This is a genomic window from Nonomuraea rhodomycinica (genome assembly GCF_013363995.1).
Taxonomy (GTDB): Bacteria; Actinomycetota; Actinomycetes; order Streptosporangiales; family Streptosporangiaceae; genus Nonomuraea; species Nonomuraea rhodomycinica.
Genome location: NZ_JABWGO010000010.1, coordinates 136,423 through 152,923, shown reverse-complemented (window position 1 = coordinate 152,923; position 16,501 = coordinate 136,423). Strand labels below are relative to the sequence as shown.

At 70.2% G+C, this 16,501-nt stretch carries 19 protein-coding genes; 3 read left to right on the top strand and 16 right to left on the bottom strand.

Annotated elements, in window-relative coordinates; translation table 11 throughout:
* Nucleotides 1-4: 4 nt before the first annotated feature.
* The 13 genes from nuoK to HT134_RS32665 form a co-directional block, all read right to left on the bottom strand.
* Nucleotides 5-301 (bottom strand): NADH-quinone oxidoreductase subunit NuoK, encoded by a 297-nt coding sequence (gene nuoK / locus HT134_RS32725; RefSeq protein WP_175591142.1) that lies wholly within the window; start codon nucleotides 299-301, stop codon nucleotides 5-7.
* A complete protein-coding gene (locus HT134_RS32720) occupies nucleotides 298-1,056 on the bottom strand; it encodes an NADH-quinone oxidoreductase subunit J (protein ID WP_175604338.1) in 759 nt (252 codons plus the stop codon). The genes nuoK and HT134_RS32720 overlap by 4 nt, the downstream gene beginning before the upstream one ends.
* Nucleotides 1,049-1,564: an NADH-quinone oxidoreductase subunit NuoI gene (gene nuoI / locus HT134_RS32715; RefSeq protein ID WP_175604337.1), complete on the bottom strand. Its 516-nt coding sequence runs from the start codon at nucleotides 1,562-1,564 to the stop codon at nucleotides 1,049-1,051. Before nuoI ends, HT134_RS32720 begins: the two co-directional genes overlap by 8 nt.
* The gene (gene nuoH / locus HT134_RS32710) at nucleotides 1,551-2,852 is read right to left on the bottom strand and encodes an NADH-quinone oxidoreductase subunit NuoH (RefSeq protein ID WP_175604336.1); all 1,302 of its coding nucleotides are present in this window, start codon (nucleotides 2,850-2,852) and stop codon (nucleotides 1,551-1,553) included. Before nuoH ends, nuoI begins: the two co-directional genes overlap by 14 nt.
* A complete protein-coding gene (locus tag HT134_RS32705; RefSeq protein ID WP_217708695.1) occupies nucleotides 2,849-5,209 on the bottom strand; it encodes an NADH-quinone oxidoreductase subunit G in 2,361 nt (786 codons plus the stop codon). The genes nuoH and HT134_RS32705 overlap by 4 nt, the downstream gene beginning before the upstream one ends.
* Nucleotides 5,210-5,232: 23 nt before the next feature.
* Entirely contained in the window at nucleotides 5,233-6,522 is a 1,290-nt protein-coding gene (gene nuoF, locus HT134_RS32700; protein ID WP_175604334.1) for an NADH-quinone oxidoreductase subunit NuoF, read from the bottom strand.
* Nucleotides 6,519-7,175: an NADH-quinone oxidoreductase subunit NuoE gene (nuoE, locus tag HT134_RS32695; RefSeq protein WP_175604333.1), complete on the bottom strand. Its 657-nt coding sequence runs from the start codon at nucleotides 7,173-7,175 to the stop codon at nucleotides 6,519-6,521. The genes nuoF and nuoE overlap by 4 nt, the downstream gene beginning before the upstream one ends.
* Nucleotides 7,172-8,500, bottom strand: a complete 1,329-nt coding sequence (locus HT134_RS32690) for an NADH-quinone oxidoreductase subunit D (RefSeq protein ID WP_175604332.1) — start codon at nucleotides 8,498-8,500, stop codon at nucleotides 7,172-7,174. Before HT134_RS32690 ends, nuoE begins: the two co-directional genes overlap by 4 nt.
* Nucleotides 8,497-9,198, bottom strand: coding sequence for an NADH-quinone oxidoreductase subunit C (locus tag HT134_RS32685; protein ID WP_175604331.1), 702 nt, complete (start codon nucleotides 9,196-9,198; stop codon nucleotides 8,497-8,499). The genes HT134_RS32690 and HT134_RS32685 overlap by 4 nt, the downstream gene beginning before the upstream one ends.
* The gene (locus tag HT134_RS32680) at nucleotides 9,195-9,746 is read right to left on the bottom strand and encodes a NuoB/complex I 20 kDa subunit family protein (protein ID WP_175591133.1); all 552 of its coding nucleotides are present in this window, start codon (nucleotides 9,744-9,746) and stop codon (nucleotides 9,195-9,197) included. The genes HT134_RS32685 and HT134_RS32680 overlap by 4 nt, the downstream gene beginning before the upstream one ends.
* 2 nt (nucleotides 9,747-9,748) lie before the next feature.
* A complete protein-coding gene (locus HT134_RS32675; protein WP_175591132.1) occupies nucleotides 9,749-10,144 on the bottom strand; it encodes an NADH-quinone oxidoreductase subunit A in 396 nt (131 codons plus the stop codon).
* Nucleotides 10,145-10,220: 76 nt separating this feature from the next.
* Nucleotides 10,221-11,477 (bottom strand): geranylgeranyl reductase family protein, encoded by a 1,257-nt coding sequence (locus tag HT134_RS32670; RefSeq protein WP_175604330.1) that lies wholly within the window; start codon nucleotides 11,475-11,477, stop codon nucleotides 10,221-10,223.
* A 183-nt stretch (nucleotides 11,478-11,660) separates the two neighbouring features.
* The gene (locus HT134_RS32665) at nucleotides 11,661-12,377 is read right to left on the bottom strand and encodes a demethylmenaquinone methyltransferase (protein ID WP_175604329.1); all 717 of its coding nucleotides are present in this window, start codon (nucleotides 12,375-12,377) and stop codon (nucleotides 11,661-11,663) included.
* 77 nt (nucleotides 12,378-12,454) lie between these two features.
* Between HT134_RS32665 and HT134_RS32660 the strand changes: the two genes are divergently transcribed.
* Entirely contained in the window at nucleotides 12,455-13,663 is a 1,209-nt protein-coding gene (locus tag HT134_RS32660) for a hypothetical protein (RefSeq protein ID WP_175604328.1), read from the top strand.
* Here HT134_RS32660 and HT134_RS32655 read toward each other — a convergent pair.
* Complete coding sequence (locus tag HT134_RS32655; protein WP_175604327.1) at nucleotides 13,660-13,878, bottom strand: DUF4229 domain-containing protein; 219 nt, start codon at nucleotides 13,876-13,878, stop codon at nucleotides 13,660-13,662. The two genes, HT134_RS32660 and HT134_RS32655, sit on opposite strands and share 4 nt — an antisense overlap.
* Before the next feature lie 255 nt (nucleotides 13,879-14,133).
* On the opposite strand from HT134_RS32655, the gene HT134_RS32650 reads away from it, so the two are divergent.
* Complete coding sequence (locus HT134_RS32650) at nucleotides 14,134-14,355, top strand: BldC family transcriptional regulator (protein ID WP_026214226.1); 222 nt, start codon at nucleotides 14,134-14,136, stop codon at nucleotides 14,353-14,355.
* A 152-nt stretch (nucleotides 14,356-14,507) separates the two neighbouring features.
* Here HT134_RS32650 and HT134_RS46220 read toward each other — a convergent pair whose 3' ends face one another.
* Together HT134_RS46220 and HT134_RS32640 are read right to left on the bottom strand one after the other, a co-directional pair.
* Nucleotides 14,508-14,867 carry a hypothetical protein gene (locus HT134_RS46220; RefSeq protein ID WP_246366022.1) on the bottom strand — a complete coding sequence of 120 codons (360 nt, stop codon included), beginning with the start codon at nucleotides 14,865-14,867 and terminating at the stop codon, nucleotides 14,508-14,510.
* A gap of 10 nt (nucleotides 14,868-14,877) precedes the next feature.
* On the bottom strand, nucleotides 14,878-15,999 hold the full coding sequence (locus HT134_RS32640) for a hypothetical protein (RefSeq protein ID WP_175604326.1): 1,122 nt from the start codon (nucleotides 15,997-15,999) through the stop codon (nucleotides 14,878-14,880).
* A 173-nt stretch (nucleotides 16,000-16,172) separates the two neighbouring features.
* Here HT134_RS32640 and HT134_RS32635 point away from each other — a divergent pair, with 173 nt between their 5' ends.
* Nucleotides 16,173-16,475, top strand: coding sequence for a PLD nuclease N-terminal domain-containing protein (locus HT134_RS32635; protein WP_175604325.1), 303 nt, complete (start codon nucleotides 16,173-16,175; stop codon nucleotides 16,473-16,475).
* Nucleotides 16,476-16,501: the final 26 nt, after the last annotated feature.

Here is a 16,501-nt window from a genome sequence, read left to right as displayed (position 1 = left end):
CCTCTTAGTACTTCAGCAGGTTGGCGTCGTCGACGGACGCGGACCTGCGGGTTCGGAAGATCGTCACGATGATGGCCAGGCCGACCACGACCTCGGCCGCGGCCACCACCATCACGAAGAACGCGATGATCTGGCCCTCGAGGTTGCCGTTCTGCCGGGCGAAGGTGACGAACGCGAGGTTGCAGGCGTTGAGCATGAGCTCGACGCACATGAACACCACGATCGCGTTGCGCCGGATGAGCACGCCCATCGCGCCGATGGCGAACAGCAGCCCCGACAGGACCAGGTAGTGCGCGGTCACTTGGAGTCCTCCTCGGCCTTGTGCTGGATCGCCTCGGCCAGGCGCGGGTCCTCGGGCAGGTGGCCCTGCTCGACGTCGTAGCGCGCGATGTAGCGGTTGACGGAGTCCTCCGCGACGGAGCCGTCGGGCAGCAGCGCCGGCATGTCGATGGCGTTGTTGCGGGCGTACGTGCCGGGGCCCGGCAGCGGCGACGGGCGGTCGCCGAGGAAGCGGGCCCGCGACAGGTCCTTCTGCGTGGCCTTCTCGGTGAGCCGCTCGCGGTGCGCCAGCACCATCGCGCCGAGCGCGGCGGTGATGAGCAGCGCCGAGGTGATCTCGAACGCGAACACGTACTTGGTGAACAGCAGCAGCGCCAGCGACCGGATGTAGCCGGCCGTGCCGACCGCGCTCTCCAGGCCCGCCTGCGGGGCGAAGACCGCGTTGCCGACGGCCACGATGATCAGCACGGCGAAGCCGATGGCCGCGATCGCCGCCCAGAACCGCTGGCCCTTGAGCGTCTCGACCAGCGAGTCGGACGAGTCGACGCCGACCAGCATGAGCACGAACAGGAACAGCATCATGACGGCGCCGGTGTAGACGATGATCTGCACCGCGGCCAGGAACGGCGCGTCCTGCACGGCGTACATCACCGCCAGGCAGAGCATCACGGTGCCGAGCATCAGCGCCGAGTACACGGCCTTCCGGTTGAAGACCATGCCGAGCGCCGCGCCGACGGAGACGACGGCGAGCACCCAGAACGTGATGGTCTCACCCATTGGTCCGCCCCAGCCGGTAGTAGTCCTCTTCGGTCTCGCCGAGCCGCATGGGGTGCGGAGGCTGCTCCATGCCCGGGGTGAGCGGCGCGAGGAGCATCTCCTTGGTGTAGATGAGGCTCTCGCGGTCGGTGTCGGCCAGCTCGTACTCGTTGGTCATCGTGAGCGCCCGGGTGGGGCACGCCTCGATGCAGAGTCCGCACAGGATGCACCGCAGATAGTTGATCTGGTACGTGCGCCCGTAACGCTCGCCCGGGGAGAAGCGCTCCTCGTCGGTGTTGTCCGCGCCCTCGACGTAGATGGCGTCGGCCGGACACGCCCAGGCGCACAGCTCGCAGCCGACGCACTTCTCCAGCCCGTCCGGCCACCGGTTGAGCTGGTGGCGGCCGTGGAAGCGCGGAGCCGTCGGCCGCTTCTCCTCCGGGTAGTTGACCGTGACGGGCTTCTTGAACATCGTGTGGAAGGTGACCCCGAAGCCCTTGACGGGGTTCAGCCAATCAGTTAGTCCCACTGGGAATCTCCTTGTGCTGCACCCCGTGGTAGTGCGGCAGATCGAGCGGCGGCACCGGGAAGCCACCCGCCGCCGGCTCGCTGGACAGCTCCTCGAACTCGGCCTCCACCTGGGCCTTCTTCGCTTCCCTGCGCCGCTGGTTGACGGTGTCGAACCGGAGCCAGATGGCGATGGCGCCGATCACGATGACCGCGCCGAGCCCCCAGGCAACCGCCGAGCGGTCCCCGTTGACCACCACGTTGCGGACCGCGGCGACGACCAGGATCCACGCCAGGTTGACCGGGATCAGCACCTTCCAGCCCAGCGACATGAGCTGGTCGTAGCGCACGCGCGGCAGGGAGGCCCGCACCCACACGATGAAGCAGAACGTGAGCACGAACTTGATGAAGAACCACAGGACCGGCCACCAGCCCTGGTTGGCCCCCTCCCACAGGGAGATGGGCCAGGGCGCGCGCCAGCCGCCGAGGAAGAGCGTCACCGCGATGCCGGAGGCGGTGAACGTGTGAAGGTACTCGCCCATCATGATCAGAGCGAACTTCAGGGAGGAGGAGTACTCGGTCTGGAAGCCGCCGACCAGCTCGCCCTCGCCCTCGGGCAGGTCGAACGGGATGCGGGCGGCCTCACCGAACATGCAGACCACATACACGAGGAACGACGGGATGAGCAGGACCGCGTACCAGGTCTGCTCCTGCGCCTTGACGATCTCCGAGGTGGACAGCGTGCCGGCGAACAGGAAGATCCCGACGAACGACAGACCCATCGCGATCTCGTACGAGACCACCTGGGCCGCCGAGCGCAGACCGCCGAGCAGCGCGTACGGCGAGCGCGACGACCAGCCGGCCAGCACCACGCCGTAGACCGAGATGGCGCCCATGGCCAGCATGAACAGCACGGCCACCGGCAGGTCCACGAGCTGCAGCGGCGTCTGCACGCCGAACAGGTTGACCATCGGCCCGATCGGCACGATCGAGAAGGCCAGGAAGGCCGGGACCACCATGATGATCGGGGCCAGCAGGTAGAGGATCTTGTCCACGGTCCGCGGGAACAGGTCCTCCTTCAGGCCCATCTTCAGGCCGTCGGCCACGGACTGCAGCAGGCCGAACTTGCCGGCCCGGTTGGGGCCGTAGCGGTTCTGCATCCGCGAGATGAGCTTCCGCTCGAACCAGACGCCGAACAGCACGCCCAGCATCAGGAAGACGAAGAGCATCACGGCCTTGATGATGGAGATCCAGAGCGGGTCCTTGCCGAAGTCGGCGAGGGTCGGATCGGCCGCGAGAACGTGGGTCATGAGGCGCTCCCGATGGTGACGATGTCGCCGGACACCGCGCGCAGGTCGCGGGTGACCGAGCAGCCGCCGGAGTTCGCCGGCACCCAGACCACCCGGTCGGGCAGGTCCGCGACGCGGACCGGCAGCGTGACCGGGTTCGGGCCGGGCCCGCCGACGACGAGCTTGTCGCCGTCGGCGACGCCGATCTCCGCCGCCGTGCTCTCCGAGACCAGCGCCTCGGCGGCGCGGGCGGTGCCCGCGAGGTACGGCTCGCCGTCCTGCAGGCGGCCTTCGTCCAGCAGCAGGTGCCAGGTCGCCAGCACCGCCTCGCCGGCCGCCGGGGCGGCCTGCGCGCGGGTGGCCACGGACGGCGCGGCGACGCGGGTGCCGCGCCAGGCGCCGATGGCGCCCAGCTCGCGGCGGACGGCCTTGGCGTCGGGCAGCCCGAGGTGGACGTCCATGCGGTCGGCGAGGTTGCCGAGGACGACCAGCTCGCTCTGCAGGCCGGGCACCTTCAGCGGCGCCTCGAACGAGCGTCCGCGGCCCTCCCAGTTGACGAACGTGCCGCCCTTCTCCTGCACGGCGGCGACCGGCAGGACCACGTCGGCCCGGTCGGTGACCGCGCTGGCGCGGATCTCCAGGCTGACGATGAACGGCGTGCGCTCCAGGGCGTCGAGCGCGGCGGCCGGGTCGGGCAGGTCGTAGGGGTCGACACCGGCGACGACGAGCGCGTCGATGTCGCCCTCCGCGGCGGCGGCCAGGATGCCGGCCGTGTCGCGGCCGGGGACGGCGGGCAGCGAGGCGACGTTCCACGCCCGGGCGATCTCCGCCCTGGCGCTCTCGTCCTCGACCGGCCGGCCGATCGGCAGCAGGTTGGGCAGCGCGCCCGCCTCGACGGCGCCGCGCTCACCGGCCCGGCGCGGCACCCAGGCCAGCCGGGCGCCGGAGGCGGCGCTGAGCCGGAGCAGGGCGGACAGGGCGCCCGGGACGGTGGCCAGGCGCTCGCCGGCGAGCACGATCGTGCCCTCGGCGAGGCCGCCGACCAGCTCCCCGATCGCGTCGGCCTCGCCGCCCGGCGCGGTGCGGATGAGCGTGCCGCCCATCTTGGCCAGGCCCGGGGTGGCGAACGGCGCGATGGCGGTGACCTTGAGCCCGCGCTTCTTCCACGCCTTGCGCAGGCGCAGGAAGACGATCGGCGACTCCTCCTCGGGCTCGAACCCGACGAGCAGCACGCCGGGCGCGCTCTCCAGGTCGTCGTAGGAGATCTCGATGCCCTTGCCGGCGACCGCGTGGGCCAGGAACGCCGCCTCCTCGGCGGAGTGCGGCCGGGCGCGGAAGTCGATGTCGTTGGAGCCGAGGGCGACGCGGGCGAACTTGGAGTAGGCGTAGGCCTCCTCGACCGTGACGCGCCCGCCGACGAGGACGCCGGCCTTGCCGCGGGCGGCGGCCAGGCCCTGGGCGGCGACGCTCAGCGCCTCCGGCCAGGAGGCCGGGACGAGCACGCCCTCCTCGTTGCGGATGAGCGGGGTCTTGAGGCGGTCGGGCTGCGTGGCGTAGGTGAACGCCCAGCGGCCCTTGTCGCAGTTCCACTCCTCGTTGACCTGCGGGTCGTTGCCGGCCAGGCGGCGGGTGACCCGGCCGCGCCGGTGGTCGGTGCGCAGGGAGCAGCCGGACGCGCAGTGCTCGCACGCGCTGGGCGTGGAGACCAGGTCGAACGGCCGCGCCCGGAACCGGTAGGCGGCGCCGGTCAGCGCGCCGACCGGGCAGATCTGCACGGTGTTGCCGGAGAAGTAGGACTGGAACGGCTCGCCGTCGGCGACGCCCACCTGCTCCTTGGCGCCGCGCTCGAAGAACTCGATGAACGGGTCGCCGGCGATCTGGTCGGAGAAGCGGATGCAGCGGGCGCACTGGACGCACCGCTCGCGGTCGAGCAGCACCTGCGTGGACAGCGGGAGCGGCTTGGGGAAGGTCCGCTTGTGCTCGTGGAACCTGGACTCGCCCTGGCCGTTGGACATGGCCTGGTTCTGCAGGGGGCACTCGCCGCCCTTGTCGCAGACCGGGCAGTCCAGCGGGTGGTTGAGGAGCAGGAACTCCATCGCCGCGCGCTGCGCCTTCTCGGCGACCGGCGAGGTGAGCTGGGTCTGCACGACCATGCCCTCGGCGACCTCGATCGCGCACGACGGCTGCGGCTTGGGGAAGCCGCGGCCGTTGCCCGCGTCGGGGATGTCGACGAGGCACTGGCGGCAGTTGGCGGCCGGGTCGAGCAGCGGGTGGTCGCAGAAGCGCGGGATCTGGATGCCCAGCAGCTCGGCCGCCCTGATGATCAGGGTGCCCTTGGGGACGCTGATCTGGAACCCGTCGATCGTCAGGGTCACCAGGGTGGTCTCTACGGCGGTTGTGGTCACTGGTCACCCCAGAGAGTGGACTTCTTCGCGTCGAACGGGCAGCCGCCGACCTCGAAGTGCTTGAGGTACTCGTCGCGGAAGTACTTCACCGAGGAGTGGATCGGGCTGGTCGCGCCGTCGCCGAGGGCGCAGAAGGAGCGGCCCAGGATGTTGTCGGCGATGTCGGTGATCGTGGCCAGGTCGTCCTCGGTGCCCTGTCCGGCTTCGAGCCGCTTGAGCACCTGCTTGAGCCAGTAGGTGCCCTCGCGGCACGGCGTGCACTTGCCGCACGACTCGTGGGCGTAGAACTCGGTCCAGCGCAGCACGGTGCGGACCACGCAGGTGGTCTCGTCGAAGATCTGCAGCGCGCGGGTGCCGAGCATGGAGCCCTTGGCGCCGACCGCCTCGAAGTCGAGGGGCACGTCCAGGTGCTCGTCGGTGAAGATCGGCGTGGACGAGCCGCCGGGGGTCCAGAACTTGATCCGGTGTCCCTCGCGGATGCCGCCCGCCATGTCGAGCAGTTCGCGCAGCGTGATGCCGAGCGGGGCCTCGTACTGGCCGGGGCGGGTGACGTGGCCGCTCAGCGAGAAGATGCCGAAGCCCTTGGACTTCTCGGTGCCCATCCCGGCGAACCAGTCGGCCCCGTTGGCGATGATCGAGGGAACACTCGCCACGGACTCCACGTTGTTCACGACAGTCGGCGAGGCGTACAGGCCCGCCACGGCCGGGAACGGAGGCTTGAGTCGAGGTTGACCCCGGTAGCCCTCCAGCGAGTCCAGCAGCGCCGTCTCCTCGCCGCAGATGTACGCGCCGGCGCCGCTGTGCACGACGAGCTCCAGGTCGTAGCCGGAGCCGAAGATGTCGGTGCCCAGGTAGCCCTTCTCGTACGCCTCGCGCACGGCCGCGTGCAGCCGGCGGATGACGTGCAGCACCTCGCCGCGCACGTAGATGAAGGCGTGGTTGGCGCGGATGGCGTAGGAGGTGATGATGACGCCCTCGACCAGCGAGTGCGGGTTGGCCATCATCAGCGGGATGTCCTTGCAGGTGCCCGGCTCCGACTCGTCGGCGTTGACGACGAGGTAGTGCGGCTTGCCGTCGCCCTGCGGGATGAAGCCCCACTTCATGCCGGTCGGGAAGCCCGCGCCGCCGCGGCCGCGCAGGCCGGAGTCCTTGACGGCCTGGATGACCGCGTCGGGGTCCATGCCGAGCGCCTTCTTGGCCGCCTCGTAGGGGCCGTAGCCGTCGAGGGTGAAGGAGTCGGGACGGTCCCAGTTGGCGGTCAGGACGGGAGTCAGGGTGACGCTCATGCCTCTGGGGCCTTCCATCCGTTGGCCTTGGCGACCTTCAGGCCCTCCAGCGAGGCGCCGGCGGCCGACGGGCCCTCGCCCGCGAGGTCGTCCGGCAGGCCGGACAGCACGCGCGAGGCCTCCTTGAAGGTGCACAGCTTCTTCGGGCCCCGGGTCGGGCGCACGTCCTTGCCGTCACGCAGGTCGTCGACGAGCTGCTTGGCCGACTCGGGCGTCTGGTTGTCGAAGAACTCCCAGTTGACCATCATGACCGGGGCGAAGTCGCAGGCGGCGTTGCACTCCAGGCGCTCCAGCGAGATCTTGCCGTCGGACGTGGTCTCCTCGTGACCGACGCCGACGTGCTCGCTGAGCTCCTCCCAGATCTCGTCGCCGCCCATGACCGCGCACAGCGCGTTGATGCACACGCCGACGTGGTAGTCGCCGGCCGGCCTGCGCTTGTACATGGTGTAGAACGTCGAGACGCCGACGACCTCGGCCTTGCTGAGGCCCAGCATCTCCGCGCAGAACTCGTGGCCGTCGTCGGAGACGTAACCGTCCTCCGACTGCACCAGGTGGAGCAGGGGCAGCAGGGCGGACCGCGCCTTGGGGTAGCGCCCGATGATCTCCTTGGCGTCCCTCTCGAGACGCTCGCGGACTTCCGGTGAGTAAGTCACCGGTCCACACCTCCCATGACGGGGTCGATAGAGGCCACCGCGGCGATGACGTCGGCGACCTGGCCGCCCTCCGCCATCGCGGGGAAGCCCTGCAGGTTGCAGAAGGACGGCTCGCGGAAGTGGACGCGGTAGGGACGGGTGCCGCCGTCGCTGACCACGTGGGCGCCGAGCTCGCCCTTGGGGGACTCGATCGAGGCGTACGCCTGGCCGGCCGGCACCCGGAAGCCCTCGGTCACCAGCTTGAAGTGGTGGATCAGGGCTTCCATGGAGCTGCCCATGATGTGGGCGATGTGGTCGGGCGAGTTGCCGAAGCCGTCGGGGCCGAGCGCGAGCTGCGCGGGCCAGCCGATCTTCTTGTCCTCGATCATCACGGGGTCGCCCTTGAGGGGGCCGGCGATGCGGTCGAGGGCCTGCTCGACGATCTTGAGCGACTCCTCCATCTCCCGCATGCGCACGAGGTAGCGCGAGTACACGTCGCAGCCCCGCTCGGTGGCCACCTCGAACTCGTAGGTCTCGTACCCGCAGTAGGGCTGCGACTTGCGCAGGTCCCACGGCAGGCCGGCGGCCCGCAGGATGGGGCCGGTGATGCCGAGTGCCATGCAGCCGGTCAGGTCGAGGTAGGCGACGTCGCGGGTGCGGCTGAGGTAGACGGGGTTGGCGTCGAGGAGCTTGCGGATGTCCTTGATCCGCTTGGGCATCTCCTTGAGGAACTCGCCGACCTTGTCGACCGCGCCCGCGGGCAGGTCGACGCTCACACCGCCGGGGCGGATGTATGCGTGGTTCATCCGCAGGCCGGTGATGTACTCGAAGAGATCCATGATCATCTCGCGGTCGCGGTAGCCGAAGAGGAACGGCGTGGTCGCGCCCAGCTCCATGCCGAACGTGCCCATCGCGACCAGGTGCGAGGAGATGCGGTTGAGCTCCATCATCATGACCCGGATGGCCTGGGCGCGGTCCGGGATGCGGTCCTCGATGCCGAGGAGCTTCTCGACGCCCAGGCAGTACGCCGTCTCGTTGAAGATCGGCGACAGGTAGTCCATGCGGGTGACGAACGTGGTGCCCTGGGTCCACGTCCGGTATTCCATGTTCTTCTCGATGCCGGTGTGCAGGTAGCCGATGACGCCGCGCGCCTCGGTGACCGTCTCACCGTCGAGGGTCAGGACCAGGCGGAGCACGCCGTGGGTGGACGGGTGCTGCGGGCCCATGTTGACGACCAGGCGCTCGGCCTCGGAGTCGCGCACCCCGGCGGTGACGACCTCGTCCCAGTCGGCGCCGCCGACCGAGTAGACCTTGCCCTCGGTCGCCTCGTCGTAGCCAGTGGTCACTGGTAAGCCCTCCTCTGGTCGGGCGCGGGCACCTTGGCGCCCCGGTACTCGACCGGGATGCCGCCGAGCGGGTAGTCCTTGCGCTGCGGGTGGCCGTCCCAGTCGTCCGGCATCATGATCCGGGTCAGCGCGGGGTGACCGTCGAAGACGATGCCGAAGAAGTCGTACGTCTCCCGCTCGTGCCAGTCGTGGCCCGGGTAGACGCCGACCGTCGACGGGATGTGCGGGTCGGAGTCGGGGCAGCTCACCTCGACCCGGACGCGCCGGTTGTGCGTGATCGAGCACAGGTGGTAGACGGCGTGCAGCTCCTCGCCCGCCAGGTGCGGGTAGTGGACGCCGGAGACGCCGAGCGACAGCTCGAAGCGCAGCGCGGGGTCGTCGCGCAGCTTCTGCGCCACCTCCAGCAGGCGCTCGCGCTTGACGTGCAGGGTCAGCTCGCCCCGGTCGACGACGACGCGCTCGATCGCGCCGTCCACGGCGCTCTCCAGCGTGTCGACCAGCTCGTCGAAGTAGCCGCCGTACGGGCGGGGCGAGGACAGCTGCGGCGCCCGGCGCACGACGAGTCCGCCGTAGCCGGAGGTGTCGCCGGAGTCGGCGGCGCCGAACATGCCGCGGCGCGCGATCGGCGCCTCGGGCACCTCCGGGGTCGCCGGGACCTCGGCCCCGGGGACCTCGGGGAGGTTGTCTGGGGAGGTCACTTGGCAGCCCCCTGGTCGATCAGCGGAAGCTGGCGCAGGGCCCGCAGTTCGAGCTCGTCGATCTGCTTGGCGCGGTGCGCGCCGAACTTCATGTTCTGGATCTTGTCGTGTAGTTTGACGATCGCGTCGATCAGCATCTCCGGCCGCGGCGGGCAGCCCGGCAGGTAGATGTCCACCGGCACGACGTGGTCGACGCCCTGCACGATCGCGTAGTTGTTGAACATGCCGCCGCTGGAGGCGCACACGCCCATCGCGATGACCCACTTGGGCTCGGCCATCTGGTCGTAGATCTGCCGCAGCACAGGGGCCATCTTCTGCGACACGCGACCGGCGACGATCATGAGGTCGGCCTGGCGGGGAGACGCCGAAGCGCGCTCCATGCCGAAGCGCGCCAGGTCGTAGTGGGGGCCGCCGGTGGCCATCAGCTCGATGGCGCAGCAGGCGAGGCCGAAGGTGGCCGGCCACACGGAGTTCTTGCGCGCCCATCCCGCGGCCTGCTCGACCGTGCTGAGGATGAATCCGCTCGGGAGTTTCTCTTCAAGTCCCATTTTCAGTCCCAGTCCAGACCCTTGCGCCGCCACACGTACGCGTAGGCGGCGAGCACGGTGACGATGAACAGCAGCATCTCGACCAGCGCGAAGATGCCGAGGCCCGAGGCGATCACCCGGCCGTCGTCGCCGCGCAGCGGGGCGAACGACACGGCCCACGGGTAGAGGAAGATGATCTCGATGTCGAACACGATGAAGAGCATCGCGGTGACCATGTACTTGAGCGGGAACCGTCCGCCACCGACAGGCTGGGGCGTCGGCTCGATGCCGCATTCGTAGGCGTCAAGCTTGGCGCGGTTCCAGCGCTTGGGACCGGTGAAGGGAGCGATGGCGACCGAGAAGATCGCGAAGCCCCCCGCGAGAACGGCGAGCACCAGGATGGGCACGTAAAGGTCCATCGCTACGCCTCCTCTGGAGTCGCCGCGCGCGCGGGCGCGCAGCCTGATCTATGGATGTGCCGGGTGTTTGCGGGATTCATGCTGGCGGCGCGACCTTCGAGAGTGCGTTGATGATCTTGTCTGACGCATTGCCCCGCCGGTCGGTGAGATTACCAAGGAGTTTGAGCGCGAAGCGCATCAGCCTCGGGTGAGGCAGACCGTGGCGGGTGCCGAAGCTCATGACGCCGGGCTTGCCGATCGCCTCGACGAACCAGCGGCCGAGGGTGAAGTAGCCGCCGTAGGCGTCCTTCAGCGTCTGCGGGTACGCGCGAAGGGTGCGCTCGCGCTGGGCGGGGGTGGTGTCCTTGCGCAGGGCCCGCTCGATGACCTCGGCCGCGATCTCGCCGGTCTCCATGGCGTAGGCGATGCCCTCGCCGTTGAACGGGTTGATCGCCCCGCCGGAGTCGCCGACCAGGACCAGGCCGCGCGTGTAGTGGGGCTGCCGGTTGAAGGCCATGGGGAGCGCGGCGCCGCGGATGGGGGCCGTCATGTTCTCCTCGGTGAAGCCCCACTCGGCGGGCATCGACCGGCACCAGCGCCTGAGCAGGTCGCGGTAGTCGATGTTCTTGAACTGGGCGCTGGTGTTGAGCAGGCCGAGGCCGACGTTGGCGGTGCCGTCGCCGACGCCGAAGACCCAGCCGTAGCCGGGCAGCAGCGTCTCCTCGTCCCAGAGCTCCAGCCAGGTCTCCAGGTAGTCGTCGTCGTGGCGGGGGCTGGTGAAGTACGTGCGCACGGCCACACCCATCGGGCGGTCCTCGCGCTTGTGCAGCCCCATGCCGAGGGCCAGCCGGGTGCTGTTGCCGTCGGCGGCGACGACGATCCGCGAGCGGTACGCCTTGCCGTCCTTGGTGGTGACGCCGACCACATGACCGCTGCGGTCGTCGAGCACCGGCCCGGTGACGTTGACGCCCTCCATGAGCCGCGCGCCGGCCTTGACGGCGTTGGCGGCCATGATCTGGTCGAAGTCCTGGCGGGTGCGGACCAGGCCGAAGTCGGGGAAGCGCTCCAACTGGGGCCAGTCGAGCTCGAATCGGAGGCCGCCGCCGACGACCCGCAGGCCCTTGTTCCGCACCCAGCCGGGGGCGTCGATGTCGACGCCCATGTTCATCAGCTGCTTGACCGCGCGGGGCGTCAGCCCGTCGCCGCAGACCTTCTCCCGGGGGAAGGTGGTCTTCTCGAGCAGCAGCACGTCGAGCCCGGCCCGGGCGAGGTGAAAGGCGGTGGCGGAACCGGCGGGACCGGCGCCGACGACGATGACGTCGGCGTCAGCCTTATTGGCTGTGGGCACGGTCACGGGACTGTCCTGTCCTACACGCTCGAAGGCTTCGGGGTGTCTGGTCGCCTTCGTTCCTTTGTGAACCCCTTCACAAACTTGTCGGCCCGCAGTCTAACGCTTTTCCGGTACATAGTGGCAGTCGGGGCCTGCCGCTTTGACCAAACCGTCGCCGAAGCGGATTTCGGACACCCGGAGTGCGCATCAGGCCGGCTTGAACCCCCGGTGCATGGCCACGATGCCCAGGTCCAGGTTTCGCCAGGCCACCCGCTCCCAGCCGGCGCCCTGGATCGTGTGGGCCAGGGTCTCCTGGTCGGGCCAGTCCCTGATCGACTCGGCGAGGTAGTCGTAGGAGTCGCCGTTGGACCCGAAGACGCGGGCCACCACGGGCAGCAGCCGCATCAGGTACTGGCGGTAGACCAGGTCGAAGGCCGGCAGCGTCACGCGGGAGAACTCCAGGATCACCAGCTTGCCGCCCGGCTTGGTGACCCGCAGCATCTCGCGCAGCGCCTGGGCGGTGTCGTGGACGTTGCGCAGCGCCACCGAGATGGTCACCGCGTCGAAGGAGTCGTCGGCGAAGGGCAGCCGCATCGCGTCGCCCGCGACGAACGGCACGCCCGGTCCGCTCAGCGCGTTGCCGCCGCGCCTGCCCACGCCGGTGCGCAGCATGCCCAGCGAGAAGTCGCAGGCGATCGCGCGTGCGCCGAGCGTGGTGAACGTGTCCGTCGAGGTGCCCGTGCCGGCCCCGAGGTCGAGGACCAGCTCACCGGGCCCCGCGTCCACGGCGTGGGCGACGGCCTTGCGCCACAGGCGCACCTGGCCGAGCGTGAGCACATCGTTGACGAGGTCGTAGCGCCGGGCGGTGCGATCGAACATCGCGGCGACCTCGACCGGCTGCTTGTCCAACTGAGCGCGCGTCATGGCCCAAGCCTATGACCCTCGCGACAATCAACGGAAAGTAAGCGTATGACCACGAAGAGTCTGCTAAAACTTGGCGAATGTTTTCCCGAGTCACACTCGCGGCGCTTCTGGCGACCGCACCTGTCGCGCACGGGCGGGTGGTGTCGGCCGATCCGGTCGACACCACACCGCACGTCCTCGACGGCATCGTCAACGCGATCGCGCTGGTGGGCGGCGCCGTCGTGGTGGGGGGCTCGTTCAGCGAGGTGTCCGCCGCCGACGGCACCGGCACGGTGGCGCGCGACAACCTGTTCGCCTTCGACCTGGCCACCGGGCGGATCCTGCCCGGCTTCGCGCCGGAGGTGGACGGTCCCGTCTACGCCCTGGCCGCCGGCGACGGCGGCACCGTCTACGCGGGCGGCGACTTCCCCGAGGTCAACGGACAGGCCGTGGGGCCGCTGACGCGGCTCGCCCTGGCCGACGGCGCCGTGGTGCCGGGCTTCACACCGCGCGTGGCGGGCGGCATGGTCGCCACGCTGGCCCGGCGCGGCTCCCGGCTGTACGCCGGAGGCGACTTCACCGCCCCCCGCACGGCCCTGGCCCGGCTGGACGCCGTCACCGGGGCCGCCGACCCGCGCTTCGCGATCACGCCCGGGGCTCCGCTGGCGCCCCGGGTGAAGGTCAATGCGCTGGCGGCGACGGCCGACCGGCTGGTGGTGGACGGCAGCTTCACCACGCTCGACGGCCGCTCGCGGCCCCAGCTCGGACTGATCGACATCAGCGGGTCCACGGCCAAGGTCGCCCCGTGGCGTTCCACCGCGTACGCGCCCGCGTGCATGCGCGCGTTCCCCTCGTACGTGCGGGGGCTGGACGTCTCGCCGGACGGCCGCTGGTTCGTGGTCGTCACGACGGGCGGGCCGCGCGGCGGGCGGCTGTGCGACTCGGCCGCGCGCTTCGAGACGTACGCGACGGCGCCGGACGTGCGGCCCACGTGGGTCAACAGCACGGGCGGCGACTCGCTCTACGCGGTGTCGGTGACGGGGGCGGCGGTCTACGTGGGCGGCCACCAGCGCTGGATGGACAATCCGCGGGGTCACGACACGGCGGGGCCGGGGGCGGTGCCGCGCGAGGGCATCGCCGCCATTCATCCGGTCACGGGTAAGGCCCTCAGTTGGAATCCCGGCCGGGAGCGCGGCATCGGGGTGAAGGCATTTCTGGCCCACCCCGGCGGACTACTGGTTGGTAGCGACACGACGAGACTGGGACGGGAGTACCATGCCCGGATTGGCATGTTCCCCCTGCTCTAGTCGTCGCGCGGCTCCGGCCGGTCGAGCTTCTTGGTGAGGCGCGAGCTCATGGCGTCTCGCTGGTTGGACAGCAGGACATAGCTGACGACGCCGCTCACCAAGAATGAGACGACGATCAGCCAGAACAGGTTATGCAGGCCCAGCAGGGCGAGCAGGCCGGCGGTCACGAGGAAGAGAAGAATCCTCAACAGGGTGTAAACGAGAACGGGTCGCACAGGTCGAGGTTACTCGCCGGCCAGTGCGGTCGCTCTTCGCATCCGGCGCGAGCGCTGCTAGTGTGCCCAGTCAGGGAGTTTCGTAAAGAAACACCCACGAGAGCCCCAAAGAGGCTCTATCATATAACAATCGGGCAGTCAGCTGATAACAACCCGTGATCTTTGTCGAAAACCACGGATAAATCAGGCTTCGCTCGACACACTGGTTACCTGTCCGCCCGCTGGCAGGAAGCGGGATGCGAGGGGGAGAGATTGGTGGAGAGTAGCAGCGAGCGTCTGCTGACCCCAGGAGAGGTTGCCGCCCTCTTCCGGGTAGACCCAAAGACGGTTACGCGCTGGGCTGCGGCAGGCCGCATCAGCAGTATCCGCACCCCCGGAGGGCACCGGCGCTTCCGCGAGTCGGAAGTGCACGCCCTTCTGCGAGGCGAGGACGTCCTTACGGCCGATCGGCCGGCAGGCGAGTCCCCGCGCGTCTGACGTTCCGTCTTCGGTGATCCTGCGCGCCAGGATCACCGCGGCGGGACGATCTTCTCGATGACGCACGTCTGGATCACGCACGGTACGCCCGGGCGCCAACCGCTGACCGTGGCTGGCGCCTGTCCGGGACGGCTCCTCCCCCGGCCGCGCGGCTAGGTCTCCTCCTGCTCCACTCCGGCCTGCCGCTCCACCCCGGCCCGGCCCGCGACCGGCTGCTCCTCCTGGGACGCCGCGGCCCGCTCCGCCGTCGCCTGCCCGGCTCTCGGCCGCTCCGCCGTCAGCTGCTCGGCCCGATAGGCCAGGAACTCCCGCTCCAGCTCGTCGTTGCCCGCCTGCCACCTGACCCGCCGCTCGGCCAGCTCCTCCTCGGTCAGCGACTCCGGCAGCCAGCGGTCGTAGTCGGGGTCGCCGGGCACCAGGTCCACGTAGGCGTTCGCGATGAGACGCCCGTCCTCGCTGGTGAGGGTCCGCGGTACGCGCAGGGTCCCGTCAGCGAGCCGGATGACGTACATGGCTGATCACCTAGATTCCGTAGCGCCGGTTGAAGAACAGCATGACGTCGAGCGCCATCCGCGTGTCGCCGTTCAGCATGTCGACGAGCGCCGGCCTCTGCCGCGAGGCGATCGCGGCGAAGGCGTCGGCGAAGAACTCCTTGCGGCCCAGGCCGCCCCCCTGCCGGTGGAAGGCCGAGGCCAGCAGCGGCGTGGCCTTCTCGTACAGGGCCACGAACTCCGGCGAGTCGGACACCCAGTCACCGTAGGTGGAGTCGATGTCGTCGATGGCGTGACCCACCTCGTGCATCATCACGTCCGGCGTGGGCGACGGGCGGTCACCCACCACGATCTTGCGGTCGCCGTACGCGCCGGCGCAGATGTCCCAGGTGGCCCGGCCCGAGGGCAGCGGGGCCCCGCGCAGGTAGCCCATGTCGTCGAGGTCCGGGACGCCGCCGGGCCCGACGTAGATGCCCTCCAGGCCGTCGGCGAGCAGGTCCTTCAGCCGTTCGGGGAGCCGGGCGAGGCTCTCCACGGCCCGCACCACGTCCGGGGGCGGGGGGCCCAGCCGGGCGTCCCACTGGCGGTGCAGCACCGCCTCCAGCCGTCCGCAGTGCCGCAGCCCGTCGGACAGGGACGGGGCGTCGGGGCGGTTCGGCTGCGCCCGGGGCGGCAGGTCGTCGAGCTCGAAGTCGTACCAGGTGTACTGGGGGCGCTCGACCACGGCCGCCGGCAGCCGCTCGTTCCCCTCCCACCGCCTCCGGCGCTCCCACGGCCGGGGCGCCTCCGCGCGTCCCGGCTGCGCCGTGTGCGGCTCCCTGACCTCCCTGTCACGCCCCGGCCGGGTCTCCCTGTCACGCTCCAGCCGGGAGCGTAAGGAACGGCTCTCCGCCTCGCGTGGGGACTCGCGCGGGTGACGGTCGCCGGCCCGCTCGGCGTGCGGCGGTCGGGCGCCGCCGCGGGCGCCCCAGAGGGTGCGGGCGCCGGTCGTGCCGTCCGGTCCGGCGCGCTCGGCACGGCGCGAAGGGCCGCCGTAGGCCCAGAACGAGCGGTCGGCGTCGGGGGGCGCCTCGCTGCGCCGGGAGAAGAGGTACGAACCGCGCCGCCACCAACGACCCCGCCGATGGCGGCCCTTGTCGTTAGAAAAGGCCATCGCACCTCTCCACGCCATGGCGCCCGCGCAGACCTCCGGACGGCCGTGAGGGCGCCGCCCGGCGAAGGGGCTCCGCTGAATCTGTTCCACGGTACGACGCGGATCACCGCGAGTCACCCGAAATGGTGCATGTGACCGACACGATCACGTCGCGGATGGCTTACAGTTCGGGCATGGCAGGTGTCGTAATCGGCCTGGCGCTGCTGGCCTTCTGGCTCTACTCGCTGTTCGACCTCATCACCACCCCCGAGGAGGAGGTCCGAAACGTCCCCAAGACCCTCTGGCTGCTGATCGTCGTGCTGGTGCCCTTCGCGGGCGGGCTGTTCTGGATGCTGCTCGGCCGCCCCCAGGGCGCGCGCACGACCGAGCGGGCCCCCCGCCGGCCCGACGTCCACCACGCCCCGATCCCCAAGGGGCCCGACGACGACCCCGAGTTCCTGCGCGAGCTCGACCGCCGCATGCGCGGCGACGACTGATTCGACCCACCCCCGCGGACGGCGCC